This window comes from Rhizobium yanglingense, from assembly GCF_977109285.1.
In genome coordinates this window covers 178026-197595 of the sequence record NZ_CDSAWY010000001.1, presented here as the reverse complement: position 1 = coordinate 197595, position 19570 = coordinate 178026, and the positions used below count along the sequence as shown (strand labels likewise).

The 19570-nt window shown below is 60.7% G+C and carries 12 protein-coding genes and 2 pseudogenes; 8 read left to right on the top strand and 6 right to left on the bottom strand.

Annotated features, from left to right (window positions below; genetic code table 11):
* The first annotated feature begins 27 nt into the window (after positions 1-27).
* The 4 genes and pseudogenes from ACW4PC_RS00955 to ACW4PC_RS00940 all read left to right on the top strand — a co-directional run bounded on the left by ACW4PC_RS00955 (position 28) and on the right by ACW4PC_RS00940 (position 8562).
* Positions 28-1217 (top strand): annotated as a pseudogene (locus ACW4PC_RS00955) (efflux RND transporter periplasmic adaptor subunit).
* Between the two features lie 232 nt (positions 1218-1449).
* A pseudogene (locus ACW4PC_RS00950) lies at positions 1450-4648 on the top strand (efflux RND transporter permease subunit).
* A 150-nt stretch (positions 4649-4798) separates the two neighbouring features.
* Entirely contained in the window at positions 4799-6583 is a 1785-nt protein-coding gene (locus ACW4PC_RS00945; protein ID WP_455872563.1) for an IlvD/Edd family dehydratase, read from the top strand.
* 131 nt (positions 6584-6714) lie between these two features.
* Positions 6715-8562, top strand: coding sequence for a putative bifunctional diguanylate cyclase/phosphodiesterase (locus ACW4PC_RS00940; RefSeq protein WP_455872562.1), 1848 nt, complete (start codon positions 6715-6717; stop codon positions 8560-8562).
* Here the strand turns inward: ACW4PC_RS00940 and ACW4PC_RS00935 are convergent.
* From ACW4PC_RS00935 to ACW4PC_RS00920, 4 genes are all read right to left on the bottom strand, one after another.
* The gene (locus ACW4PC_RS00935) at positions 8510-9526 is read right to left on the bottom strand and encodes an NAD-dependent epimerase/dehydratase family protein (protein ID WP_455872561.1); all 1017 of its coding nucleotides are present in this window, start codon (positions 9524-9526) and stop codon (positions 8510-8512) included. The two genes, ACW4PC_RS00940 and ACW4PC_RS00935, sit on opposite strands and share 53 nt — an antisense overlap.
* Positions 9527-9535: 9 nt before the next feature.
* The gene (locus tag ACW4PC_RS00930) at positions 9536-10846 is read right to left on the bottom strand and encodes a UDP-glucose dehydrogenase family protein (RefSeq protein WP_455872560.1); all 1311 of its coding nucleotides are present in this window, start codon (positions 10844-10846) and stop codon (positions 9536-9538) included.
* A gap of 95 nt (positions 10847-10941) precedes the next feature.
* Entirely contained in the window at positions 10942-12369 is a 1428-nt protein-coding gene (locus ACW4PC_RS00925; RefSeq protein ID WP_455872559.1) for a mannose-1-phosphate guanylyltransferase/mannose-6-phosphate isomerase, read from the bottom strand.
* Positions 12370-12402: 33 nt separating this feature from the next.
* A complete protein-coding gene (locus ACW4PC_RS00920) occupies positions 12403-13830 on the bottom strand; it encodes a phosphomannomutase (protein ID WP_455872558.1) in 1428 nt (475 codons plus the stop codon).
* Between the two features lie 154 nt (positions 13831-13984).
* Between ACW4PC_RS00920 and ung the strand changes: the two genes are divergently transcribed.
* From ung to ACW4PC_RS00905, 3 genes are all read left to right on the top strand, one after another.
* The gene (gene ung / locus ACW4PC_RS00915; protein ID WP_455872557.1) at positions 13985-14686 is read left to right on the top strand and encodes a uracil-DNA glycosylase; all 702 of its coding nucleotides are present in this window, start codon (positions 13985-13987) and stop codon (positions 14684-14686) included.
* Between the two features lie 139 nt (positions 14687-14825).
* On the top strand, positions 14826-15758 hold the full coding sequence (locus ACW4PC_RS00910; protein ID WP_455872556.1) for a VOC family protein: 933 nt from the start codon (positions 14826-14828) through the stop codon (positions 15756-15758).
* An 11-nt stretch (positions 15759-15769) separates the two neighbouring features.
* Positions 15770-16378 carry an alpha/beta hydrolase gene (locus ACW4PC_RS00905; RefSeq protein WP_455872555.1) on the top strand — a complete coding sequence of 203 codons (609 nt, stop codon included), beginning with the start codon at positions 15770-15772 and terminating at the stop codon, positions 16376-16378.
* On the opposite strand, the gene ACW4PC_RS00900 is transcribed toward ACW4PC_RS00905, so the two are convergent.
* Positions 16379-17227 (bottom strand): DUF6030 family protein, encoded by an 849-nt coding sequence (locus tag ACW4PC_RS00900; protein WP_455872554.1) that lies wholly within the window; start codon positions 17225-17227, stop codon positions 16379-16381. It lies immediately after the preceding gene.
* Between the two features lie 396 nt (positions 17228-17623).
* Here ACW4PC_RS00900 and ACW4PC_RS00895 point away from each other — a divergent pair, with 396 nt between their 5' ends.
* Positions 17624-18469 (top strand): GNAT family N-acetyltransferase, encoded by an 846-nt coding sequence (locus ACW4PC_RS00895; RefSeq protein ID WP_455872553.1) that lies wholly within the window; start codon positions 17624-17626, stop codon positions 18467-18469.
* Positions 18470-18471: 2 nt separating this feature from the next.
* Here ACW4PC_RS00895 and ACW4PC_RS00890 read toward each other — a convergent pair whose 3' ends face one another.
* Positions 18472-19389 (bottom strand): DMT family transporter, encoded by a 918-nt coding sequence (locus ACW4PC_RS00890; RefSeq protein ID WP_455872552.1) that lies wholly within the window; start codon positions 19387-19389, stop codon positions 18472-18474.
* Positions 19390-19570 lie beyond the last annotated feature (181 nt).

The window sequence follows — 19570 nt, the reverse complement described above, 5'->3', positions numbered from 1 at the left end:
CCGTATAAGGCCGTAAGGAGAGTACCAATGACGTCCAGAAAGAAGCGCTGGGCCCTGGCGGGCGCTGGCATAGGGCTTGTTGCGTCTGTTTCAGCAGCCGCCATCGTTTTTGAATTGCCGATGGGCACGGCTGCTACGGCCGCTTCCGCCCCCGCACAAGCTCCCGCTGTGCCGGTGACGGTTTCCGTCGTCGCAAGCCGTGATGTGACGACCTGGGAAGAGTTCTCCGGCCGTCTCGAAGCGGTCGACCGAGTTCAGCTACGCTCCCGCGTTGCGGGCGCCATCCAGTCGGTCCACTTCCGCGAAGGTGCACTGGTGAAGGCCGGCGACCTGCTCTTCACAATCGATCCGGCCCCTTACCAAGCGGCGGTTTCTCAAGCCGAAGGGCAGGTTGCCTCCGCCGAGGCCAAGGTCAGCCTGGCGCAGATCGAGCTTGAGCGTGGCCGCCGGCTTTCGGATAGCCGCACGATCTCGCAGAGCGATATGGACCAGCGCCAGAGCGCCTTTACCGAGGCGCAGGCAGGGCTCCGTACCGCGCAGGCGGCGCTGCAGTCGGCTCAGCTCGATCTCGGTTACACCGAGGTCCGGGCTCCGGTTTCTGGCCGAGTGGGCAAGCTGGAGATCACCGCCGGCAACCTTGTTGCTGCGGGTTCGGCTTCGCCCAGCGCTCACGACGCTCGTTTCGATCGATCCGATCTATGCGAGCTTCAACGCCAGCGAAGAGATGGTGACGAAGGCGCTGTCGCAGCTTCCGGCCAATGACAGTGCAGTCCGCGCCCTCGAACAGATCCCGGTCGAGATCGGCACGCTTGCTGATGAAGGCACGCCGATCAAGGGCAAGCTCCAGCTCGTCGACAATCAGGTCGATGCTGCAAGCGGTACGATCGGCGTCCGCGCCGTGTTCGACAATCCGGGCGGCAAGCTGATCCCCGGCCAGTTCGTTCGCGTCCGAATGGGCCAGCCGAAAGCCGAGAATAACGATTCTCGTCAGCGAACGTGCGATCGGCACCGACCAGGACAAGAAGTTCGTCTTCGTCGTCGACGGCGAGAACAAGGTCAGCTATCGGCCGGTCCAGCTCGGTACGGTAAGTGAAGGCCTGCGCGTCGTCGAAAGCGGTCTGAACCCGGGCGAGAAGATCGTCGTCAATGGCTTGCAGCGCATCCGTCCAGGTGCCGTGGTCGAGCCGCAGATGGAAGAGAAAGTGGCGGCCAAGTAGGGCCGCCAGAGCAATTCCCCTTCTCCCCGGCGGGGAGAAGACGTCCGCAGGACGGATGAGGGGGTGAGCGACGAAGGGGCGAACGTCTGGGCCAAAAGCGAAGACGACACCTGCCGAGCCTCCCCGTCGTTCGGCCCTTCGGGCCACCAACGAAATGATTTGACCCGCCAGCGGCATCCCAACTGCTTGAGAAGGGTTTTGCATCCAAGTTCATCCCGGAGAGGGCTTTGAAATGAACATCTCCAGATTCTTTGTGGACCGCCCGGTATTTGCCGGCGTGCTTTCGGTCCTCATCCTCGTAGCCGGTCTGATCGGCCTCAGGGCACTGCCGATTTCCGAATATCCGGAGGTCGTGCCGCCGTCGATCGTCGTGCGTGCCACCTATCCGGGCGCCAATCCGGACGTCATCGCGCAGACGGTGGCGACACCGCTCGAAGAGCAGATCAACGGCGTTGAGGACATGCTCTACATGTCCAGCCAGGCGACTTCCGATGGCGTCATGACGCTGACGGTAACCTTCAAGCTTGGCACCGACCCCGATAAGGCGCAGCAGCTGGTTCAGAACCGTGTTTCGCAGGCCGAACCTCGCCTGCCGGAGGAGGTGAAGAGCATCGGCATCACCACCGTCAAGAGTTCTCCCGACCTGATGATGGTCGTCAACCTGATCTCGCCGGACAACCGCTACGACATCACCTATCTGCGCAATTACGGCGTCCTGAACATCAAGGACCGCCTGGCGCGCATCGATGGCGTGGGCCAGGTGCAGGTCTTTGGTTCGGGCGACTATTCGATGCGCGTCTGGATCGATCCGCAAAAGGCCGCCGAGCATAATCTCGCTGCCAGCGATATCACCAATGCGATCCGCGAGCAGAACGTTCAGGCCGCTGCCGGCACGATCGGCGCTTCGCCGAGCCTGCCAGGCACTGAGCTGCAACTGAACGTCAACGCTCAAGGGCGCTTGCAGACGCCGGAGCAGTTCGGCAACATCATCGTCAAGTCGGGGGCCAACGGTGAAATCACCCGCCTTCGCGACGTTGCACGCATCGAACTCGGCGCTGCCGACTATTCGCTGCGCTCGATCCTCGACGGCAAGCCGGCGGTCGCCATCCCGGTCTTCCAGTCTCCGGGCTCCAACGCCATCACCATCTCTGACGAAGTCCAGAAGACGATGGACGAGCTGAAGATCGCAATGCCGGACGGCGTCAGCTACGAGATCGTCTATGACACGACGAAATTCGTCCGTTCGTCGATCGAGAAGGTCGTCGATACGCTGCTTGAAGCCATCGCTCTTGTCGTTCTCGTCGTCATCCTGTTCCTGCAGACGTGGCGTGCCTCGATCATCCCGTTAATCGCCGTTCCGGTATCGATCATTGGTACTTTTGCGGTGATGTACGTCTTCGGCTTTTCGATCAACGCACTCAGCCTCTTCGGCCTGGTGCTGGCGATCGGTATCGTGGTGGATGATGCGATCGTCGTCGTCGAAAACGTCGAGCGCAACATCGAGAATGGGCTCAGCCCGCGCGATGCGACCTACAAGGCCATGAAGGAAGTTTCCGGCCCGATCATCGCGATCGCACTGGTGCTCGTCGCCGTCTTCGTGCCGCTCGCCTTCATCAGCGGCCTGTCAGGGCAGTTCTATCGTCAGTTCGCGCTGACGATCGCCATCTCGACGGTTATCTCGGCCTTCAACTCGCTGACCCTGTCTCCGGCGCTGGCAGCCCTCCTGCTTAAGGGCCACGCACGCCAAGCGTGACTGGCTGACGCGCGGCATGGACTTCATCTTCGGCTGGTTCTTCCGCGGCTTCAACCGCGTTTTTGGTGCAGGTTCGAAAGCCTACGGCAAGGGCGTTGGCGGCCTGCTGTCGCGCAAGAGCATCGTCATGGTCATCTACCTGGCGCTGGCTGGTGCGACCTATGGCCTCTTCAATGCCGTTCCGGGCGGTTTCGTGCCGGCACAGGACAAGCAATATCTGATCGGTTTTGCCCAGCTGCCGGATGCCGCAAGTCTTGACCGGACCGAAGACGTCATCAAGCGGATGAGCGATATCGCCATGGCTGAGCCCGGCGTTGCCCACGCAATCGCCTTTCCCGGCCTGTCGATCAACGGCTTCACCAACTCTTCAAATGCCGGCATCGTCTTCGTGACGCTGAAGGATTTTGACGAGCGCAAGTCGCCGGCGCTTTCCGGCGGTGCGATCGCCATGTCCTTGAACCAGAAGTTCGGGGCGATCCAGGATGCCTTCATCGCCATGTTCCCGCCGCCGCCGGTCAATGGCCTCGGCACGACGGGCGGCTTCAAGATGCAGCTCGAAGACCGCGCCGGTCTCGGCTACCAGGCGCTCGACGAGGCCAACAAGGCAATGATCGCCAAGGCCTACCAGGCGCCGGAGCTGACCGGCATCTTCTCTGCTTACCAGATCAACGTTCCGCAGCTCTTTGCTGACCTCGATCGCGCGAAGGCCGAACAGCTCGGTGTCTCGGTGACCGATGTCTTCGAAACGCTGCAGATCTATCTGGGTTCGCTCTATGTCAACGACTTCAATGCTTTCGGCCGCACCTACAGCGTCCGGGTGCAGGCCGATGCGAAGTTCCGCGCCCAGGCGGACGACATTGGCCAGTTGAAGGTTCGTTCGGCATCGGGCCAGATGATCCCGCTGTCGGCGTTGCTGAAGGTCAGCGCGACGACCGGGCCGGAGCGGACCAACCGTTATAACGGTTTCCTCTCCGCCGATATCAACGGCGGTCCTGCTCCGGGCTTCTCCTCCGGCCAAGCGCAGGCCGCGATCGAGAAAATCGCCAACGAGACGCTGCCGAAGGGCATCAGCTTCGAGTGGACGGATCTGACCTATCAGCAGATCCTGGCAGGCAATTCCGGCGTGATCATCTTCCCGCTGGCGCTGCTCCTCGTCTTCCTCGTGCTAGCTGCCCAGTATGAAAGCCTGACGCTGCCGCTTGCGATCATCATGATCGTGCCAATGGGTGTGCTGGCCGCCTTGACGGGCGTCTGGCTGACGGGCGGAGATAACAACATCTTCACGCAGATTGGTCTCGTGGTCCTTGTCGGTCTCTCGGCGAAGAACGCGATCCTGATCGTCGAATTCGCCCGTGAACTGGAGTTCGAAGGCCGTACGCCGGTCCAGGCGGCGATCGAGGCAAGCCGTCTGCGTCTTCGCCCGATCCTGATGACCTCCTTGGCCTTCATCATGGGTGTCGTGCCGCTGGTCGTCTCCACCGGTGCTGGTGCGGAAATGCGCGCCGCCATGGGTGTCGCGGTCTTTGCCGGCATGATCGGCGTGACTTTCTTCGGCATCTTCATGACGCCGGTCTTTTATGTGCTGCTCCGCAAGCTGACGGGCAACCGTCCGCTGGTGCAGCACAACGACAATCGTCCGCCGTCGGAAGAGGCCGCCATTCGGGTCGCAGCGGAGTAAGCGAAAACATCATCAAATCAAGAGGCGGGACATCCAGTCCCGCCTTTTTTATTTGCATGGAGGCGTCGCAGGTTTATGTCTTGATGAACGTACATCGGATGGACGGAGCCACTCGGGAAGATATGCCGACTGCCCGTTCTGGAGGAAAGAATGAACGATTACAAGCCGTCGAAGCGCCGCCTGCGTTCGCAGGACTGGTTCGATAATCCTGACCATATTGACATGACGGCGCTCTATCTGGAGCGCTTCATGAATTACGGCATCACACCGGAAGAGTTGCGCTGCGGCAAACCGATCATCGGGATTGCCCAGAGCGGCAGCGATCTGACGCCCTGCAACAGGGTGCATGTCGAACTTGCCAAGCGGGTGCGAGACGGCATCCGCGATGCCGGCGGCATCCCGATCGAATTCCCGACGCATCCGATCTTCGAAAACTGCAAACGTCCGACGGCCGCACTCGACCGCAATCTCGCCTATCTCGGGCTCGTCGAAATTCTCTACGGCTATCCGCTCGATGGCGTCGTGCTGACCACCGGCTGCGACAAGACCACGCCTTCGGCGATCATGGCGGCTTCCACCGTCGATATTCCCGCCATTGTACTTTCAGGCGGGCCGATGCTTGATGGGTGGCACGAGGGCGAACTGGCGGGATCGGGAACTGTGATCTGGCGCATGCGGCGCAAATACGGTGCCGGCGAAATCGACCGCGAAGAGTTCCTTCAGGCCGCGCTCGATTCCGCACCATCCGTCGGCCACTGCAATACGATGGGCACGGCTTCGACGATGAACGCGCTTGCCGAAGCACTTGGCCTGTCGCTGACGGGTTGTGGCGCCATTCCGGCGGCTTACCGCGAGCGCGGCCAGATGGCCTACCGCACCGGGCGCCGTGCCGTCGAGATCGTGTTCGAAGACCTGAAGCCGTCGGATATCCTGACGCGCGAGGCTTTCCTCAACGCCATCCGCACCAATTCGGCGATCGGTGGTTCGACCAATGCGCAGCCGCATCTGGCGGCCATGGCGAAGCATGCCGGTGTCGAGCTTCATCCCGACGACTGGCAGGTCCATGGCTTCGATATCCCGCTGCTTGCCAACGTCCAGCCGGCAGGCGCCTATCTCGGCGAGCGCTATCACCGGGCAGGCGGCACGCCTGCGGTCATGTGGGAACTGCTGCAGGCCTCTAAGCTCGACGGCAACTGTCGGACCGTCACCGGCAAGACGTTGGCCGAAAACCTGGAAGGCCGGCAGGCAAGCGACCGTGAGGTCATCCGGCCGTTTGCGGAACCTCTCAAGGAGCGGGCTGGCTTCCTCGTACTCAAGGGCAATCTCTTCGATTTCGCGATCATGAAGATGAGCGTGGTCTCGGACGATTTCCGCAGACGCTACCTGCAAGAGCCTGGACATGAAGGCATATTCGAGGGCAAGGCGGTCGTCTTCGACGGTTCCGAGGACTATCACACGCGCATCAATGATCCGTCGCTCGATATAGACGAGAATACGATCCTCGTCATCCGCGGGGCAGGGCCGATCGGTTGGCCGGGTTCAGCCGAAGTCGTCAATATGCAGCCGCCGGACCACCTCTTAAAACGCGGCATCAGCAGCCTGCCGACGATCGGCGATGGCCGCCAATCCGGTACGGCGGACAGTCCTTCGATCCTCAATGCCTCGCCGGAAAGTGCCGCTGGCGGCGGTCTCGCCTGGCTTCGCACCGGTGACATCATCCGCATCGATTTCAATCTGGGCCGCTGCGATATGCTGGTCGACGACGCCGAGATCGAATTCCGGAAAGAAAAAGGCATCCCGCCCGTACCGCCGGACGCGACGCCATGGCAGCGCATCTACCGCCGGTCGGTCAGTCAGCTTTCGGAAGGGGCTGTGCTTGAAGGGGCGGCAGACTTCCGCCAGATTGCAAGGGTTCCGCCGCGCCACAATCATTAAGCGAATATTTCCTGCGGGAGTAAGGAAGGGTACTCCCAATAGCCAGCTCGGTAATCCATAAAAGGCTTCGTTAATGTGGGCTTGAGACAGTATTATGATTTCTCGCACCTGCTTAAGTCTGAGACACCGAATTGCCGAAAAGGACACCGACCCGGTCGGAACAGGAATTCCAGGATCTGTTAAGGCGCCTCGAGCTTGCGCTCGATGCGTCGCAGATCGGCGTTTGGGAGCACGATGTGCGCACCAATCAGATCCTCTGGGATGCGCAAATGCACCGGCTCTATCAAACGGGCGAGACCATGCGGGTCCTTCCCACATCGTTCTGGTTTGACGCGGTTCATCCGGAAGACCGGCAACGCGCAGTGCAGGAATTCGACGAGGCGATCGCCAGGCGTGGCGCCTATAATTCCGAATTCCGTATTATCCTGCCGAACGGCGAAATCCGGCATTTGCGCTCGCGGGCGCATTTCTACCTCAGCGAGGAAGGTGCTCCCTCATTCATCGGCGCCGAGTGGGACGTCACGGCCGATGTCTTGCTGAACGCCGAACTGAAGCGTCAGCGGCAGGTCGCCGAAGCGCGGGCAAGGGCGCTCGAGGAAAGCAACGCACGGATCGAGTATGCTGCCGAACATGACTATCTGACTGGGCTGCCCAACCGCCGCCTGTTCGACAGGCGGTTTGTCGAACTGCATGCCGACAAGTCGATCTCGACGCTTGCGATCCTTCACCTTGGTCTCGACCAGTTCAAGCAGATCAACGATAGCTACGGCCACGCCGCAGGCGACGCCGTTTTGCGTGCGGCCGCGCTGCGGATGACGGCCGCCGTTCCAGGAAACAGCCTCGTTGCGCGCGTTAGCGGCGATGAATTCGTCATTCTGCTGTGGAATTTCGCAGGTGTCGAAGAGCTCAAGCGCATTGCCGCGGATGTCCAGCAGCGGCTGCGAAAGAAGATCCGGTTCGGCCAGGAATTGCTGCAGTCCGGTACCTCGATCGGAATATCATGGAGTGCCGGCCGGCGGACGCGCAATCTGTTCACCGAGTCCGATCTTGCGCTCTATCAGGCGAAGAAACTTGGGGTAAACCGCATCGAATTCTTTACCCGGCAGTTGCGCGAGGACCTGCTCGGCAAACGGCGTCTCGCCGAAGAGCTGAAGCGCGGGCTGGAGCGCGGAGAGATTGTTCCTCATTACCAAGTGCAGTTCGACGCCAAGACGCGGGCGATTTCCGGCCTCGAAGCGCTTGCCCGCTGGATTCATCCAGAAAGGGGTGTGCTGTCGCCGGCCGTCTTCTTGAAGGCCGCGGATGAGAATGGGCTGTCGGCGGATATCGACGCGGCAATTTTGAAAATGGCGCTGGAGGATCGCCGGCATTGGCAGGATCGGGGTGCCGCCATTCCGCGCATAGCGGTCAATATTTCGAGCGCGCGTCTGTTCGATCCGGCGCTGCTCGACAGCCTGCGGGCGCTCAAGGTTCCTCCTGGCGAATTCTCTTTCGAACTGGTGGAGACGATCTTTCTCGACGATCCCGATGACAAGCTGCTGAGCAACATCGATCAGATCAAACAGATGGGCATCGATATCGAGATCGATGATTTTGGTTCGGGGCACGCCTCGTTGATCGGGTTGGCAAGGCTGCGCCCAAAATGCCTGAAACTCGACCGGCAACTGGTGACTGACATCGTCGAATCCGAGGAGCAGCGCTGTGTCGTCAGCTCGATCATCGACATCGCCAAGGCGCTCAATGTGGGCGTGATCGCTGAAGGTGTTGAAACGGAGGGCCATGCTGAAGCGTTGACGCAGCTCGGCTGCGACATGCTGCAGGGGTACGCGCTCGGCTATCCGATGCCGGCTGCGGAGATCGGCAGGTTCATTTCGCCGGCCGGCCGGACCCCGGCCAGATCAGGCGCGGGCAGCCGGATGCTGGCAGTTACGGCTCCAGCTCCCGGCGGGCTTCCAGATACCATTCGACAAAGGCCCTGACGCCGGTTTCAAGCTTCGTATCGGGTTTGTAACCCGTCAGGGCGACAAGCAGGTCCGGGCTGGCGAAGGTGCGCGGCACGTCGCCCTTCTGCATCGGCAGCATTTTGCGCTCAGCCGGCTGGCCGAGCGCTTTTTCCACTGTCTCCACGAAGTCCATCAGGCTGACCGGCTGACCGCCGCCGATATTGACGACACGAAACGGCGCTTGGCGGGACAGCGTCTCGACCTTGTCGTCGGCGATGCGGTTTTCTTCCGAAGGCATAATCGCGGAAAGCCGCACGATCGACTCGACGAGATCGTCGATATAGGTGAAATCGCGGCTCATCTTGCCTTCGCCGTAGATTTCGATCGGCTGGTTTTCCAGCATGCTCTTTACGAACTTGAAGAGCGCCATGTCCGGGCGGCCCCAGGGACCATAGACGGTGAAGAAGCGGAAGGCGGTGGTCGGCAGCTTGTAGAGATGCGCATGGCTGTGCGCCATCAGCTCCATCGACTTCTTGGTCGCGGCATAGACCGTCAGGGGCTCGTCGGCCCTGTCGGTCTCATGGAAGGGAACGGAAGGGTTCGCGCCATAGATCGAAGAAGTCGAGGCCAGCATCAGATGCTGCACATTGTGGCGCTCGGCAGTTTCCAGAATGTTCCAGGAGCCTTCGACGTTCGAGCTCAGATAGGCGCGCGGGTTTTCAAGACTGTAGCGGACGCCGGCCTGGGCCGCGAGGTGGATCAGGATGTCCGGCTTTGCCTTGCCGACCGCATCTTCGAGCGCCTTTTGATCCTCAAGCATGGCGACCACCGGCTTGAAGGCCGGGAACTGCGCCAGAGCCGCATGCCGCATATGCTTGAGCTTGACGTTGTAATAGGGCGTCAGGCCGTCGAAACCGGTAACCCGATGCCCATCCTGCAACAAGCGCCGCGCGAGATGAAAGCCGATGAAGCCTGCGGTGCCTGTTATGAAGTAGTGCATTTTCTATCTCTACTCGGTCTTCTTGCCGACGGCAAAGTGACTGAAGCCGTGGCGCGTGATTTCGGCGACGGGATAGATATTGCGCAGGTCCACGACGACAGGGTTCTTCATCGTGGTCTTCAGGCGCTTGAAGTCGAGCGCGCGGAATTCATCCCATTCGGTAATGAGCACGATGGCATCGGCGCCCTCGGCAATCTCGTAAGGGTCATTGCCGTAGGTCACCGGCCCGAGCATTTCCTTGGCCGCGTGCATGCCTTCCGGGTCATAGACGTGAACCGTGGCGCCGCCGTCGAGCAAGGCCTGGATGATGGTGATCGACGGCGCATCGCGCATGTCGTCGGTGTTCGGCTTGAAGGTCAGGCCGAGGACGGCGATCTTCTTGCCGCGCACGCTGCCGCCGCAGGCGGCGATCACCTTACGCCCCATGGCGCGCTTGCGGTTGTCGTTGATTGCAACCGTCGTTTCGATAAGGCGCATCGGGCTGTCATAGTCCTGCGCGGTCTTGACGAGCGCCAGCGTGTCCTTCGGAAAGCACGAGCCGCCATAGCCGGGGCCGGCATGCAGGAACTTGTCGCCGATGCGCTTGTCCATGCCGATGCCCTTGGCAACCTTTTGCACATCCGCACCGATCTGTTCGCAAAGGTCGGCAATCTCGTTGATGAAGGTAATCTTCATGGCGAGGAAGGCGTTTGCGGCGTACTTGATCAGCTCCGACGTGCGGCGCTCGCAGAAATAAAGCGGTGCCTCGTTGAGGTAGAGCGGCCGGTAGACTTCGCGCATGACTTCGGTGGCGCGCGGCTCTTCGGTGCCGATGACGATGCGGTCGGGGCGCTTGAAGTCGGTGATGGCGGCACCTTCGCGCAGGAATTCCGGGTTCGAGACGACGGCGATGTCCTTGCCGGGGAACTCTTCGCGGAAGATGCGCTCGATCTCGTCGCCGGTGCCGACGGGAACGGTGGACTTCGTGACGACGACCGTGAAGCCGCTGACGGCTGCGGCAATCTCGCGCGCGGCGGCATAGACGTAACTCAGGTCGGCATGGCCGTCGCCGCGGCGCGACGGCGTGCCGACCGCGATGAAGACGACATCGGCGTCTGCAACCGGTGCAGCGAGATCCTTGGAGAAATCCAGGCGGCCGGCGCTGCGGTTGTGCTCGATGATGGCATCGAGGCCCGGCTCGAAGATCGGCACTTCGCCGCGTTCAAGGGCGTCGATCTTCGCTTCGGATTTATCGACGCAGGTGATGTGGTGGCCGAAATCCGCAAGGCAGGCGCCGGAGACGAGACCGACATAGCCCGAACCAATCATAACAATGCGCATGGGATAACCTTCATCAAAAACGATCGCGGCCTGCCGGCGGCAAAACGCGATCGTGTTACAGGCGCACCGTTATAAATTCAAGACGGCCCCACTTCTCAGCTGCGCCCAAACTCGTCGACGATGCGGATGATATCGTCCTCGCCGAGGTAGGAGCCGGTCTGCACTTCGATCAGTTCGAGCAGGATCTTGCCCGGGTTTGCGAGGCGGTGCACCTCGCCGAGCGGGATATAGACAGACTCGTTTTCCCGCAGCATCTGCACATTCTCGCCGATCGTCACCTCGGCCGTGCCCTTGACGACGATCCAATGTTCCGAGCGGTGGTGATGCTTCTGCAGCGAAAGCTTCTTGCCGGGTGTGACGAAGATGCGCTTCACCTGGAAACGGTCGCCGTTGAAGATCGAGGTATAACCGCCCCACGGCCGGTACGAGGTCGGATGGGTCTCCGTCAGTTTCGACGTCGCGGGCAGGGCGGCGAGCGTCTTGACGAGGTCGCCGACGCTCTGGCTGTCCTGCAGCTTGCCGACATAGACGGCATCCTCACTGGCGATCACCGCGACATCCTCCATCCCCTGGACGGCAAGATGCACGCCGTGGCTCATCACCAGCGAGTTGCGGCTGTTGACAAGCGTCGTATTGGCGGTTGCAACATTGCCGTTCGGGTCGCGCGTCCCGGTTTTCCAGACGGAATCCCAGCTGCCGAGATCCGACCACTTGAAGGGCGAGGGCACGACAGCGGCATTGGCCGTCTTTTCCATGATTGCATAGTCGATCGAGATGCTGGGGGCCTTCGTAAAGGATTGGGCGTCGAGACGGGTGAAGTCGAGATCGCGCGTGGCCTTTGCAACAGCCTCGCTCGCCGCGGCGACGACATCCGGCGCATAATTGCGCATTTCCGCCAGAAGCGCTCCCACCTGGAACATGAACATGCCGGAATTCCAGTAGAAGCCGCCGGCAGCCACCATCTCCTTTGCCTTGTCCAAGGGCGGCTTTTCGATGAAGCGCTTCACGGTCTGTGCGCCTGCCGAAAGGTTCTCGCCGCCTTCGATATAGCCGTAGCCGGTTGCCGGTTCGGTCGGCTTGATGCCGAAGGTCACGAGCTTGCCGCTGGCGGCCGTTTCGCGCGCGGCGCGGACGCTGTCGAAATAGCTTTGATCGGCGACGATCTCATAGTCAGAGCCAAGCACGTGCATGATCACGTCCTTGCCGAAAAGGTCGGCGACGAGGGCGGCAGCGGCGGCAACGGCGGGTGCGGTGTTGCGGGCAACCGGCTCCAGCAGGATCGCCTTCAGCGCGTGATCGAGTTCGCGGGCCTGTTCGGCCACGAGGAAGCGGAATTCCTCATTGGTCAGCACGACCGGTGCTTCGTAGAGGGCCGGATCGGAGACGCGGGCGAGCGTTTCCTGAAACAGCGTCTTGTCGCCGATGAACTGGATGAACTGCTTGGGGGCTGCAGCGCGCGACAGCGGCCACAGGCGTGTGCCCTTGCCGCCTGCCATGATCACGGGAACGATCTTTTGCGTCATCGGGTGCGTTTCCTCAAAATCTTCTGTCTTCAATCAGTTCTGTCCGGCCCACTGCCTGACCCGGCTCAGTCCGGCTTCAAGCAACTGGCTTGCGGCGTGTTCGGTTTCAGCTTCGACGTAGCAGCGCATCTCCGGCGCGTTGCCCGAGGGGCGAAAGTGGATGATGCGCCTGTCGGCCAGCGTGACGCGCAAGCCGTCGATGTCGCTCGCCATGGAGGGGCTTCCAATGGGCTTCAGGAAATCCGCCAGGTTTTCCGGTAGGGCGCGCAGGTAAGCCATCAACTTTGCGCTGGTCTCGACGGGGAAGTTCTCCAGCCGATCGGCGGCGGCGATCGGGAGATTGTAGGAGGCGGCAATGACCGACAGCGGCTTCTTTTGCGCCGCTGCCAGCGAAAGGACTGCCAGTATCGGCAGGAAGCAGTCGCGTGTCGGCAGTGCCTCAAGCGTCCTGCCATTGACGCTGAAATCCGAACCGGTCAGCAGGCCGCCATTGGCCTCGAAGCCCATCACGCGGTCCTTGCCTGCGAAGATCGCCTCCTGCATGCCGGCGATGACGAAGGGTGAGCCGACGCGCGTGCGGGTGACGGCAAAGGCGCCGGCGGCTTCGATGCCGGAGTTGGAGGTGACAGGCGTGACCACGGTCCCGGCATCCAGGAAATTCGCAGTGATCAGCCCCAGCAAGTCGCCGCGCAGCGGCATGCCGTTCTCATCCGTCACCAGTGGCCGGTCGCCGTCGCCATCGGCCGAAACGAGCGCATCAAGTGTCAGGGACTGCGCCCAGTCCTTGAGGAGCGCAACGGTCTTTGCCGAAACGGCTTCGGTATCGACTGGGATGAAGGTCTCCGATCGTCCAAGCGCGATGGCTTCGGCGCCGTAGTGCGACAAAAGCTGCACCATCATGTCGCGGGCAACGGTGCTATGCTGATAGACGCCGATCCTTTGGCCGGAAAGGGCATTTTTGGAGAGAATGCCGGCGTTGCGGGCCATGAAGGCTCTAGCGCAGTCGCCGGACCGGTCCTCGACCTTCGCTTCTCCCGCCATTGCCTCTTCAGGCAGGGAGTTCTCGAGCTTGACTGCAAGATCGGAAATCGCCGCCTCGTCCGCCTTGTCGATCTCGCCATCAGGTCGGTAGAATTTGATGCCGTTGCGGTCCGCCGGGATGTGCGAGCCGGTGATCATCAGGCTCGCGGCTCTATTGCGGGATCCATAAAATGCCAGCGCTGGTGTCGGGACGGTGCCGCAGTCGGCGACCCTGAAGCCAAGCGCGGTCAGCGCGAAAGCGCATGTCGCAGCGATTGCAGGGCTGGAATCACGAAAATCGCGGCCGAGCAGAATGAGGTCGCCTTTTTGCGCCCGCCCGCTCTCAAGAAGATATTGCCCGAACGCTGTCGCGTAGACCACCGACGCCCTGCCTTTCAGATCGGTGGAAAGGCCGCGCAGGCCGCTTGTTCCAAATTTCATGCGTGTTAAGCCTTTGCTGATGCTTGCTTTCCTGCGCGATTATCACCAGTCTAACGATACTTCGTAAATTTTGGCCGCGATAGGTGACTAAAATATTGCGCGCCTCCCTTTTCAAGGCAAACCTATCCCCCCTTCGGTGGAACGAGGACTATCGATGAGCGAACAGACCATCGCGCTCGAAGAGAGCTGGAAGGCGGCACTCGCGACCGAATTTACCAGTCCCTACATGCAGCAGCTCAAGGATTTCCTGCTGGTGCAGAAGCAAAGCGGCAAGCGTATCTTCCCAAAAGGGTCGGAGTATTTTCGCGCGCTTGATCTTACCCCGCTTGCAAAGGTGAAGGTCATCATTCTGGGGCAGGATCCCTATCACGGCCTCGGACAGGCGCATGGGCTCTGCTTCAGCGTTCGACCAGGCGTGCGCATTCCGCCATCGCTGGTCAATATCTACAAGGAGATGGAAACCGATCTCGGTATCAAGCCGCCGCGGCATGGCTTTCTGGAGCATTGGGCCCGCCAGGGCGTGCTGTTGCTGAACAGCGTTCTGACCGTCGAGGAGGCGCAGGCCGCGTCGCATCAGGGCAAGGGCTGGGAGCGTTTCACCGATGCGGTGATCCGCAAGGTCAACGAGGACTGCGAGGCCGTCGTCTTCATGCTCTGGGGTTCCTACGCGCAGCGGAAGGCGGCCTTTGTCGATACCGACCGTCATCTCGTCCTCAAGGCGCCGCATCCGTCGCCGCTTTCGGCGCATAACGGCTTTTTCGGATGTCGGCATTTTTCGAAGGCAAACGCTTTCCTGCAGTCTCACGGCCGCGCGCCCGTCGACTGGGAGTTGCCCGCCAATCCGCAGGATGCCTAGAGTTTTCTGAACACCTTCGGACCGGTGTTCAATAAAAGGAGACAATGCGTTTTGGTCTCTGGGACTATTCCAAATCGCTCCAAGCAATCATCTATGACCCATCAAGGCTCGCCGTTGCGGGCAAGAAAGGGGTCTCGACATGCTCGACCAGATCAAGGGCCTGCACCACGTCACATCGATGGCGGAGGACGCCCGTACAAATAACCAGTTCTTCACAAACGCGCTCGGCCTGCGCCGCGTCAAGAAGACTGTGAACTTCGATGCGCCTGACGTCTATCATCTCTATTATGGCGACGAGACCGGTTCGCCGGGTTCGATCATGACCTATTTCCCGTTTCCCAAGATGGCGCAGGGCCGTCCGGGCACCGGCGAAGTCGGTACGACCGTTTTCTCCGTTCCTGAGGGCTCGCTCGGCTTTTGGAACGACCGTCTCACCAAGCTCGGCGTCAGTGGTCTTAAGGCGGACGAGAGCTTCGGCCAAAAGCGACTGCACTTTGCGGGTCCTGATGGCGACGGTTTCGCGCTTGTTGAAGTCAGGGACGACGGCCGCCAGCCCTGGACGCATGGCGGCATCGGCGAGGATCACGCCATCCGTGGCTTCCACTCGGTTGCCATGCGCCTTCGCGATGAGGGCGCAACGTCCGAACTCTTGAAATTCATGGGCTATGAGGTTCAAGACGAGAAAGACGGCGTAAAGCGGCTGGTGATGCCAGGCGGCAACGGCGCGCATCTGGTCGATCTCGAAACGATGCCGAATATCTCCCGTGCTCTGCCGGGCGCCGGTTCCGTGCACCATGTCGCCTTTGCTGTCGACAACCGCGAAAAGCAGCTCGAGGTGCGCAAGGCACTGATGGACACAGGCTACCAGGTGACGCCGGTCATCGACCGGGATTATTTCTGGGCGATCTATTTCCGCACGCCTGGCGGCATTCTCTTCGAGGTCGCCACCAACGAACCCGGCTTCGACCGGGACGAAGACACGGCTCATCTCGGCGAAGCGCTGAAGCTGCCGCAGCAGCACGCGCATCTGCGGCAACTGATCGAGCAGCACCTGCAACCGCTCGAAGCTTAAGGGGCAGATCGATGAACGACCACAGCTATGTGCACCGGCTCCATGCTGGTGCACCGGGAAAACCCATCCTCTTTGTGCTGCACGGCACCGGAGGGGATGAAAACCAGTTCTTCGACTTCGGACGGCGGCTTCTGCCCGATGCGACGATCGTCTCTCCCCGCGGGGATGTTTCAGAGCACGGCGCGGCACGCTTTTTCAAGCGCACCGGCGAGGGCGTCTACGACATGGACGATCTTGCCAGGGCCACGCAGAAATTGGCGTCTTTCGTGAAAGACATGACGGTCGATCACGGCGCGTCGCACATCCTTGGTCTCGGCTTTTCAAACGGTGCGAACATCCTGGCGAATGTCTTGATCGAAAACGGGCTGTTCGATGCGTCGGTGCTCATGCATCCTCTCATTCCGTTTCGGCCGAAGGCCAATCGGGAACTCCAGGGCCGCAAGGTGCTGATTACGGCAGGCGAACGTGATCCGATCTCTCCGGTCGGGCTGACCCAAGCGCTCGCCGGCTATTTCACCGGGCAGGGGGCTGCGACCGAGACCGAGTGGCACGTAGGCGGACATGACATCCGTCCGAACGAAATCGACGCCGTGCGGCGCTTCTTCGAGCCTTATTTCTAACTACCGGAAGATTGGCGGCAGTGCTTCCGAGACCTCTTTGCCCGGCGCGGGCATCCAGCGTTCGGTCGAAAAATAGGCCCTCGTCCGCATCTGCGCACCGGGTGCCGCCTTGATCGTCATGATAAAATTGAAGCTGTTCTCGCTGCTGAATTCGCGGGAGAAGACGACGCTCGCGCCAAAACCTTCCTCTCTGACATCCTTCAGTTCTCGGATCGCGCTCAAGGCATCGTGAAAATCCAGCCAGTGCGATTGTGCGAGCACCGTTTCGAAAACGCGCATGAAAGACGGATCGAGCCGGCCCGCGCTATCCGTCGCCGGCCCGACGATCTTGGCGCGCATGTTGGAAATCGCGCCTTTGCGATCTCCGCGAATGATCAGAAACAAAGAACTCAGCGGGCGCTCCCCGTCTTCCTTGTAGACCTCTTGAAAAGAGCATTCATAGGCGCTGCTGCCCATCGCGGAGGCACGCCATTGGGTCATCTCTATGCCTGCCTTGCGCAACGTTTCGCACATGTCCGGTCCGGACGTCCGCCACGTCCGCAGGAAATTTCCGGCGAGCTCGGGCTGCGGAACCTCGATCAGCCTCGGCGGGATCTTGACCGACAGCTGCGGAGCAGGCTTTGCAACCTCTACCGGCTGTAGCGGGGGTGGTTCTGGTTGCTGGACCTGCAGGTTGAGACCGTAGCCCGACAAAGCTGCCAGGGTGCGCAGATGGCGCATGTCGTTGGATAGCAGGACCGTGCCGGCAACGAGCGAGATCGAAAGCGTGAGCATCAGCCACAATGCTGCGCGGCGCTTGCGGCGCGGCGGCGGCGTTTTCATATGCAGGCCGGACGGTTGCGTGGCCAAGGCTTTCACTCATTGCAGATGCGCCACTGTAGACAGCATGCTTCAGGTTTGACTTGCAACCAATTTGAGCGCTGGACGGGCTATATTAGCAAAGAATTCACTTGGTTTGCGCTAGGACGGCGGGAAGCGGCCACGCGAACCAATCTGCAGTATCAGCAAAGCGGCGCAGTCATTTACGCTTTGCTGCTTCTGCGAAGTAATTCTCTTGAGATTTCAACGGCGTTGCTTCATGATAATTGTGATGCGAAGATTTTCGTGTCGTGCCTTATGACGATCGATGCAGGTCGTTTCAGCAATGAGCATGTTTCTTCGCACCCGGCAGCGATGCCGCGGTTCAGACTTTAACGCTTTATTCTGCCCTGCAAACTTGAGGCAGGGTTTGCTTGGGAAGGTTGCATGAGTTCGGAATTTGCGGTTCGCGCGATGCGGCCGGGTGAGTTGGAGCTTGTGCTCGAATGGGCAAGGCAGGAGGGGTGGAATCCAGGACTCGACGATTTGCTCGCTTTCCAGGAGGCCGACCCGTCCGGTTTTTTCATCGGTGCGGTTGGTGAAGTTCCGGTCGGTTCCATTTCGGTGGTGAAATACGGCGAACACTTGGCGTTTCTTGGCCTCTACATCGTCCATCCGGATTTCCGTGGCAAAGGCTACGGCAAGGCGCTCTGGAATGCCGGCATGGCGTCTGCGGCAGACCGCACGATCGGTCTCGACGGCGTCGTCGCTCAGCAGGAGAATTATCGCAAGGCAGGCTTCGAACCTGCCTATACGACGATCCGGTATGGCGGCATTCCGGCGGTGTTTCCGCAGTCCTCGCTCTTAGCGCATCCGGTGTCGGACAAGCTGGACGGGCTGTTCCGTTACGATGCCGCGATTTTCACCGAGCCACGCAATGCATTCGTTGCCGCATGGTGCAAGCGGCGGCGCGGGCGCAAGACGGCAATCGCGCGCAAGAGCGGCAAGATCCGCGGCTACGCCACGATCCGCCGCTGTTACGAAGGCTACAAGATCGGGCCGCTTTTTGCCGCCGATACCGATACCGCAGCCGCGCTGCTTGCCGAGTTGCTGCCGGAGGCTGGCGCCGAGCCGGTGTTCATCGATGTTCCCGCCGAAAACAGGGAAGCGATCGCGCTTACCGAAAGCATGGGGCTCGAACCGGTATTCGAGACGGCGCGCATGTATCGCGGCACGGCACCTGCCATTCCGCTGAGGAACGTCTACGGCGTCACGACGCTGGAACTCGGCTGATCTTAGTCCATTGGCGAGGCGGGGGCGGTCGAAGCCGAAAGCTTTGGACGTCCCTTCTCAGCGATCGCAATGCCGCCCAGCGTCAGCACCAGCGAGACGATATGGAAAAGCTGCAATGCTTCGCCAAGCAGCAGCACGGATAAGAGCGTGCCGAAAACCGGAACGAGATTGATGAAGAGGCCGGCCCGGTTGGCGCCGATCCACTCCACGCCTTTGATATAGAGGATCTGCGCAACCAGCGAGGCGAAGATCGCCGTATAGAAAGTGATGATCCAGCCCTTGCCGTCCGGCATCTGGACATTGCCGGCCGCATTTTCCCAAAGCAGCAGGGGCAGCGACGTCAGCGCCGCCGCAAGGGCGGGAAAGGCCATGAGCGTGCGCCAGTCGACCGGCGGCTTCCAGCGCAGAAAGATCGTGTAGATCGAATAGGCGGCGACCGCCACCAGCATCAAGGCGTCGCCGCGGTTGAGGCCGAGCGTAAGCAGCGCCGCGATATCGCCATGGGAGGCGGTCAAGGCCACGCCGACGAGCGTCATGCCGAAGCCGGCGACCTGCGCGGCCGAAACGCCGGTGCGGAAGAAAATCAGATTGAGCAGGAAGATCAGCATCGGAATGCCTGCCTGCTCGATCGCAACATTGATGGCGGTGGTATATTTCACGGCCGAGTAAAGCATGGCGTTGAAGAGCGTATAGCCGACCATGCCGTAGAAAAGCAGCAGTGGCAGCTTCTTGCGGACGACCGGCCAGTCCTTCTTGATCTGCGGAATCGACACCGCGGCGATGAGCGCGGTCGCAATTGTCCAGCGCAGGAACGTCAGCGTCATGGGGCTCACATGGCCGAGCGCCAGCTTTCCGGCGACAGTGTTTCCACCCCAGCACAACGTCGCAATGGCGAGACAAATATAGGCCGTGATATGCAAGGTTGATTCTTTTCCGTCTTCCGAAAAGTAGTTCGCATGGCTGCCGATGGACCGGCAATAGCCCGGGACTGGCTGATTTGTCACGTAAAAAGCCCATTTCGCCCTGATAACAGGGTCGCTTTCCAAAAAACAAAGCTTTATAGATGCGCGGGTTTGAGCAGAGCGCGGATAATCCGCCGGT

Excerpts from the sequence above, each read along its gene's own strand:
- ACW4PC_RS00910 (WP_455872556.1), top strand. The coding sequence starts at position 14,826 with ATGCTCGACCAGATCAAGGGCCTGCACCACGTCACATCGATGGCGGAG.
- ung (WP_455872557.1), top strand. The coding sequence starts at position 13,985 with ATGAGCGAACAGACCATCGCGCTCGAAGAGAGCTGGAAGGCGGCACTC.
- ACW4PC_RS00895 (WP_455872553.1), top strand. The coding sequence starts at position 17,624 with ATGAGTTCGGAATTTGCGGTTCGCGCGATGCGGCCGGGTGAGTTGGAG.
- ACW4PC_RS00920 (WP_455872558.1), bottom strand. The coding sequence starts at position 13,830 with ATGAAATTTGGAACAAGCGGCCTGCGCGGCCTTTCCACCGATCTGAAA.
- ACW4PC_RS00935 (WP_455872561.1), bottom strand. The coding sequence starts at position 9,526 with ATGCACTACTTCATAACAGGCACCGCAGGCTTCATCGGCTTTCATCTC.
- ACW4PC_RS00925 (WP_455872559.1), bottom strand. The coding sequence starts at position 12,369 with ATGACGCAAAAGATCGTTCCCGTGATCATGGCAGGCGGCAAGGGCACA.
- ACW4PC_RS00905 (WP_455872555.1), top strand. The coding sequence starts at position 15,770 with ATGAACGACCACAGCTATGTGCACCGGCTCCATGCTGGTGCACCGGGA.
- ACW4PC_RS00930 (WP_455872560.1), bottom strand. The coding sequence starts at position 10,846 with ATGCGCATTGTTATGATTGGTTCGGGCTATGTCGGTCTCGTCTCCGGC.
- ACW4PC_RS00945 (WP_455872563.1), top strand. The coding sequence starts at position 4,799 with ATGAACGATTACAAGCCGTCGAAGCGCCGCCTGCGTTCGCAGGACTGG.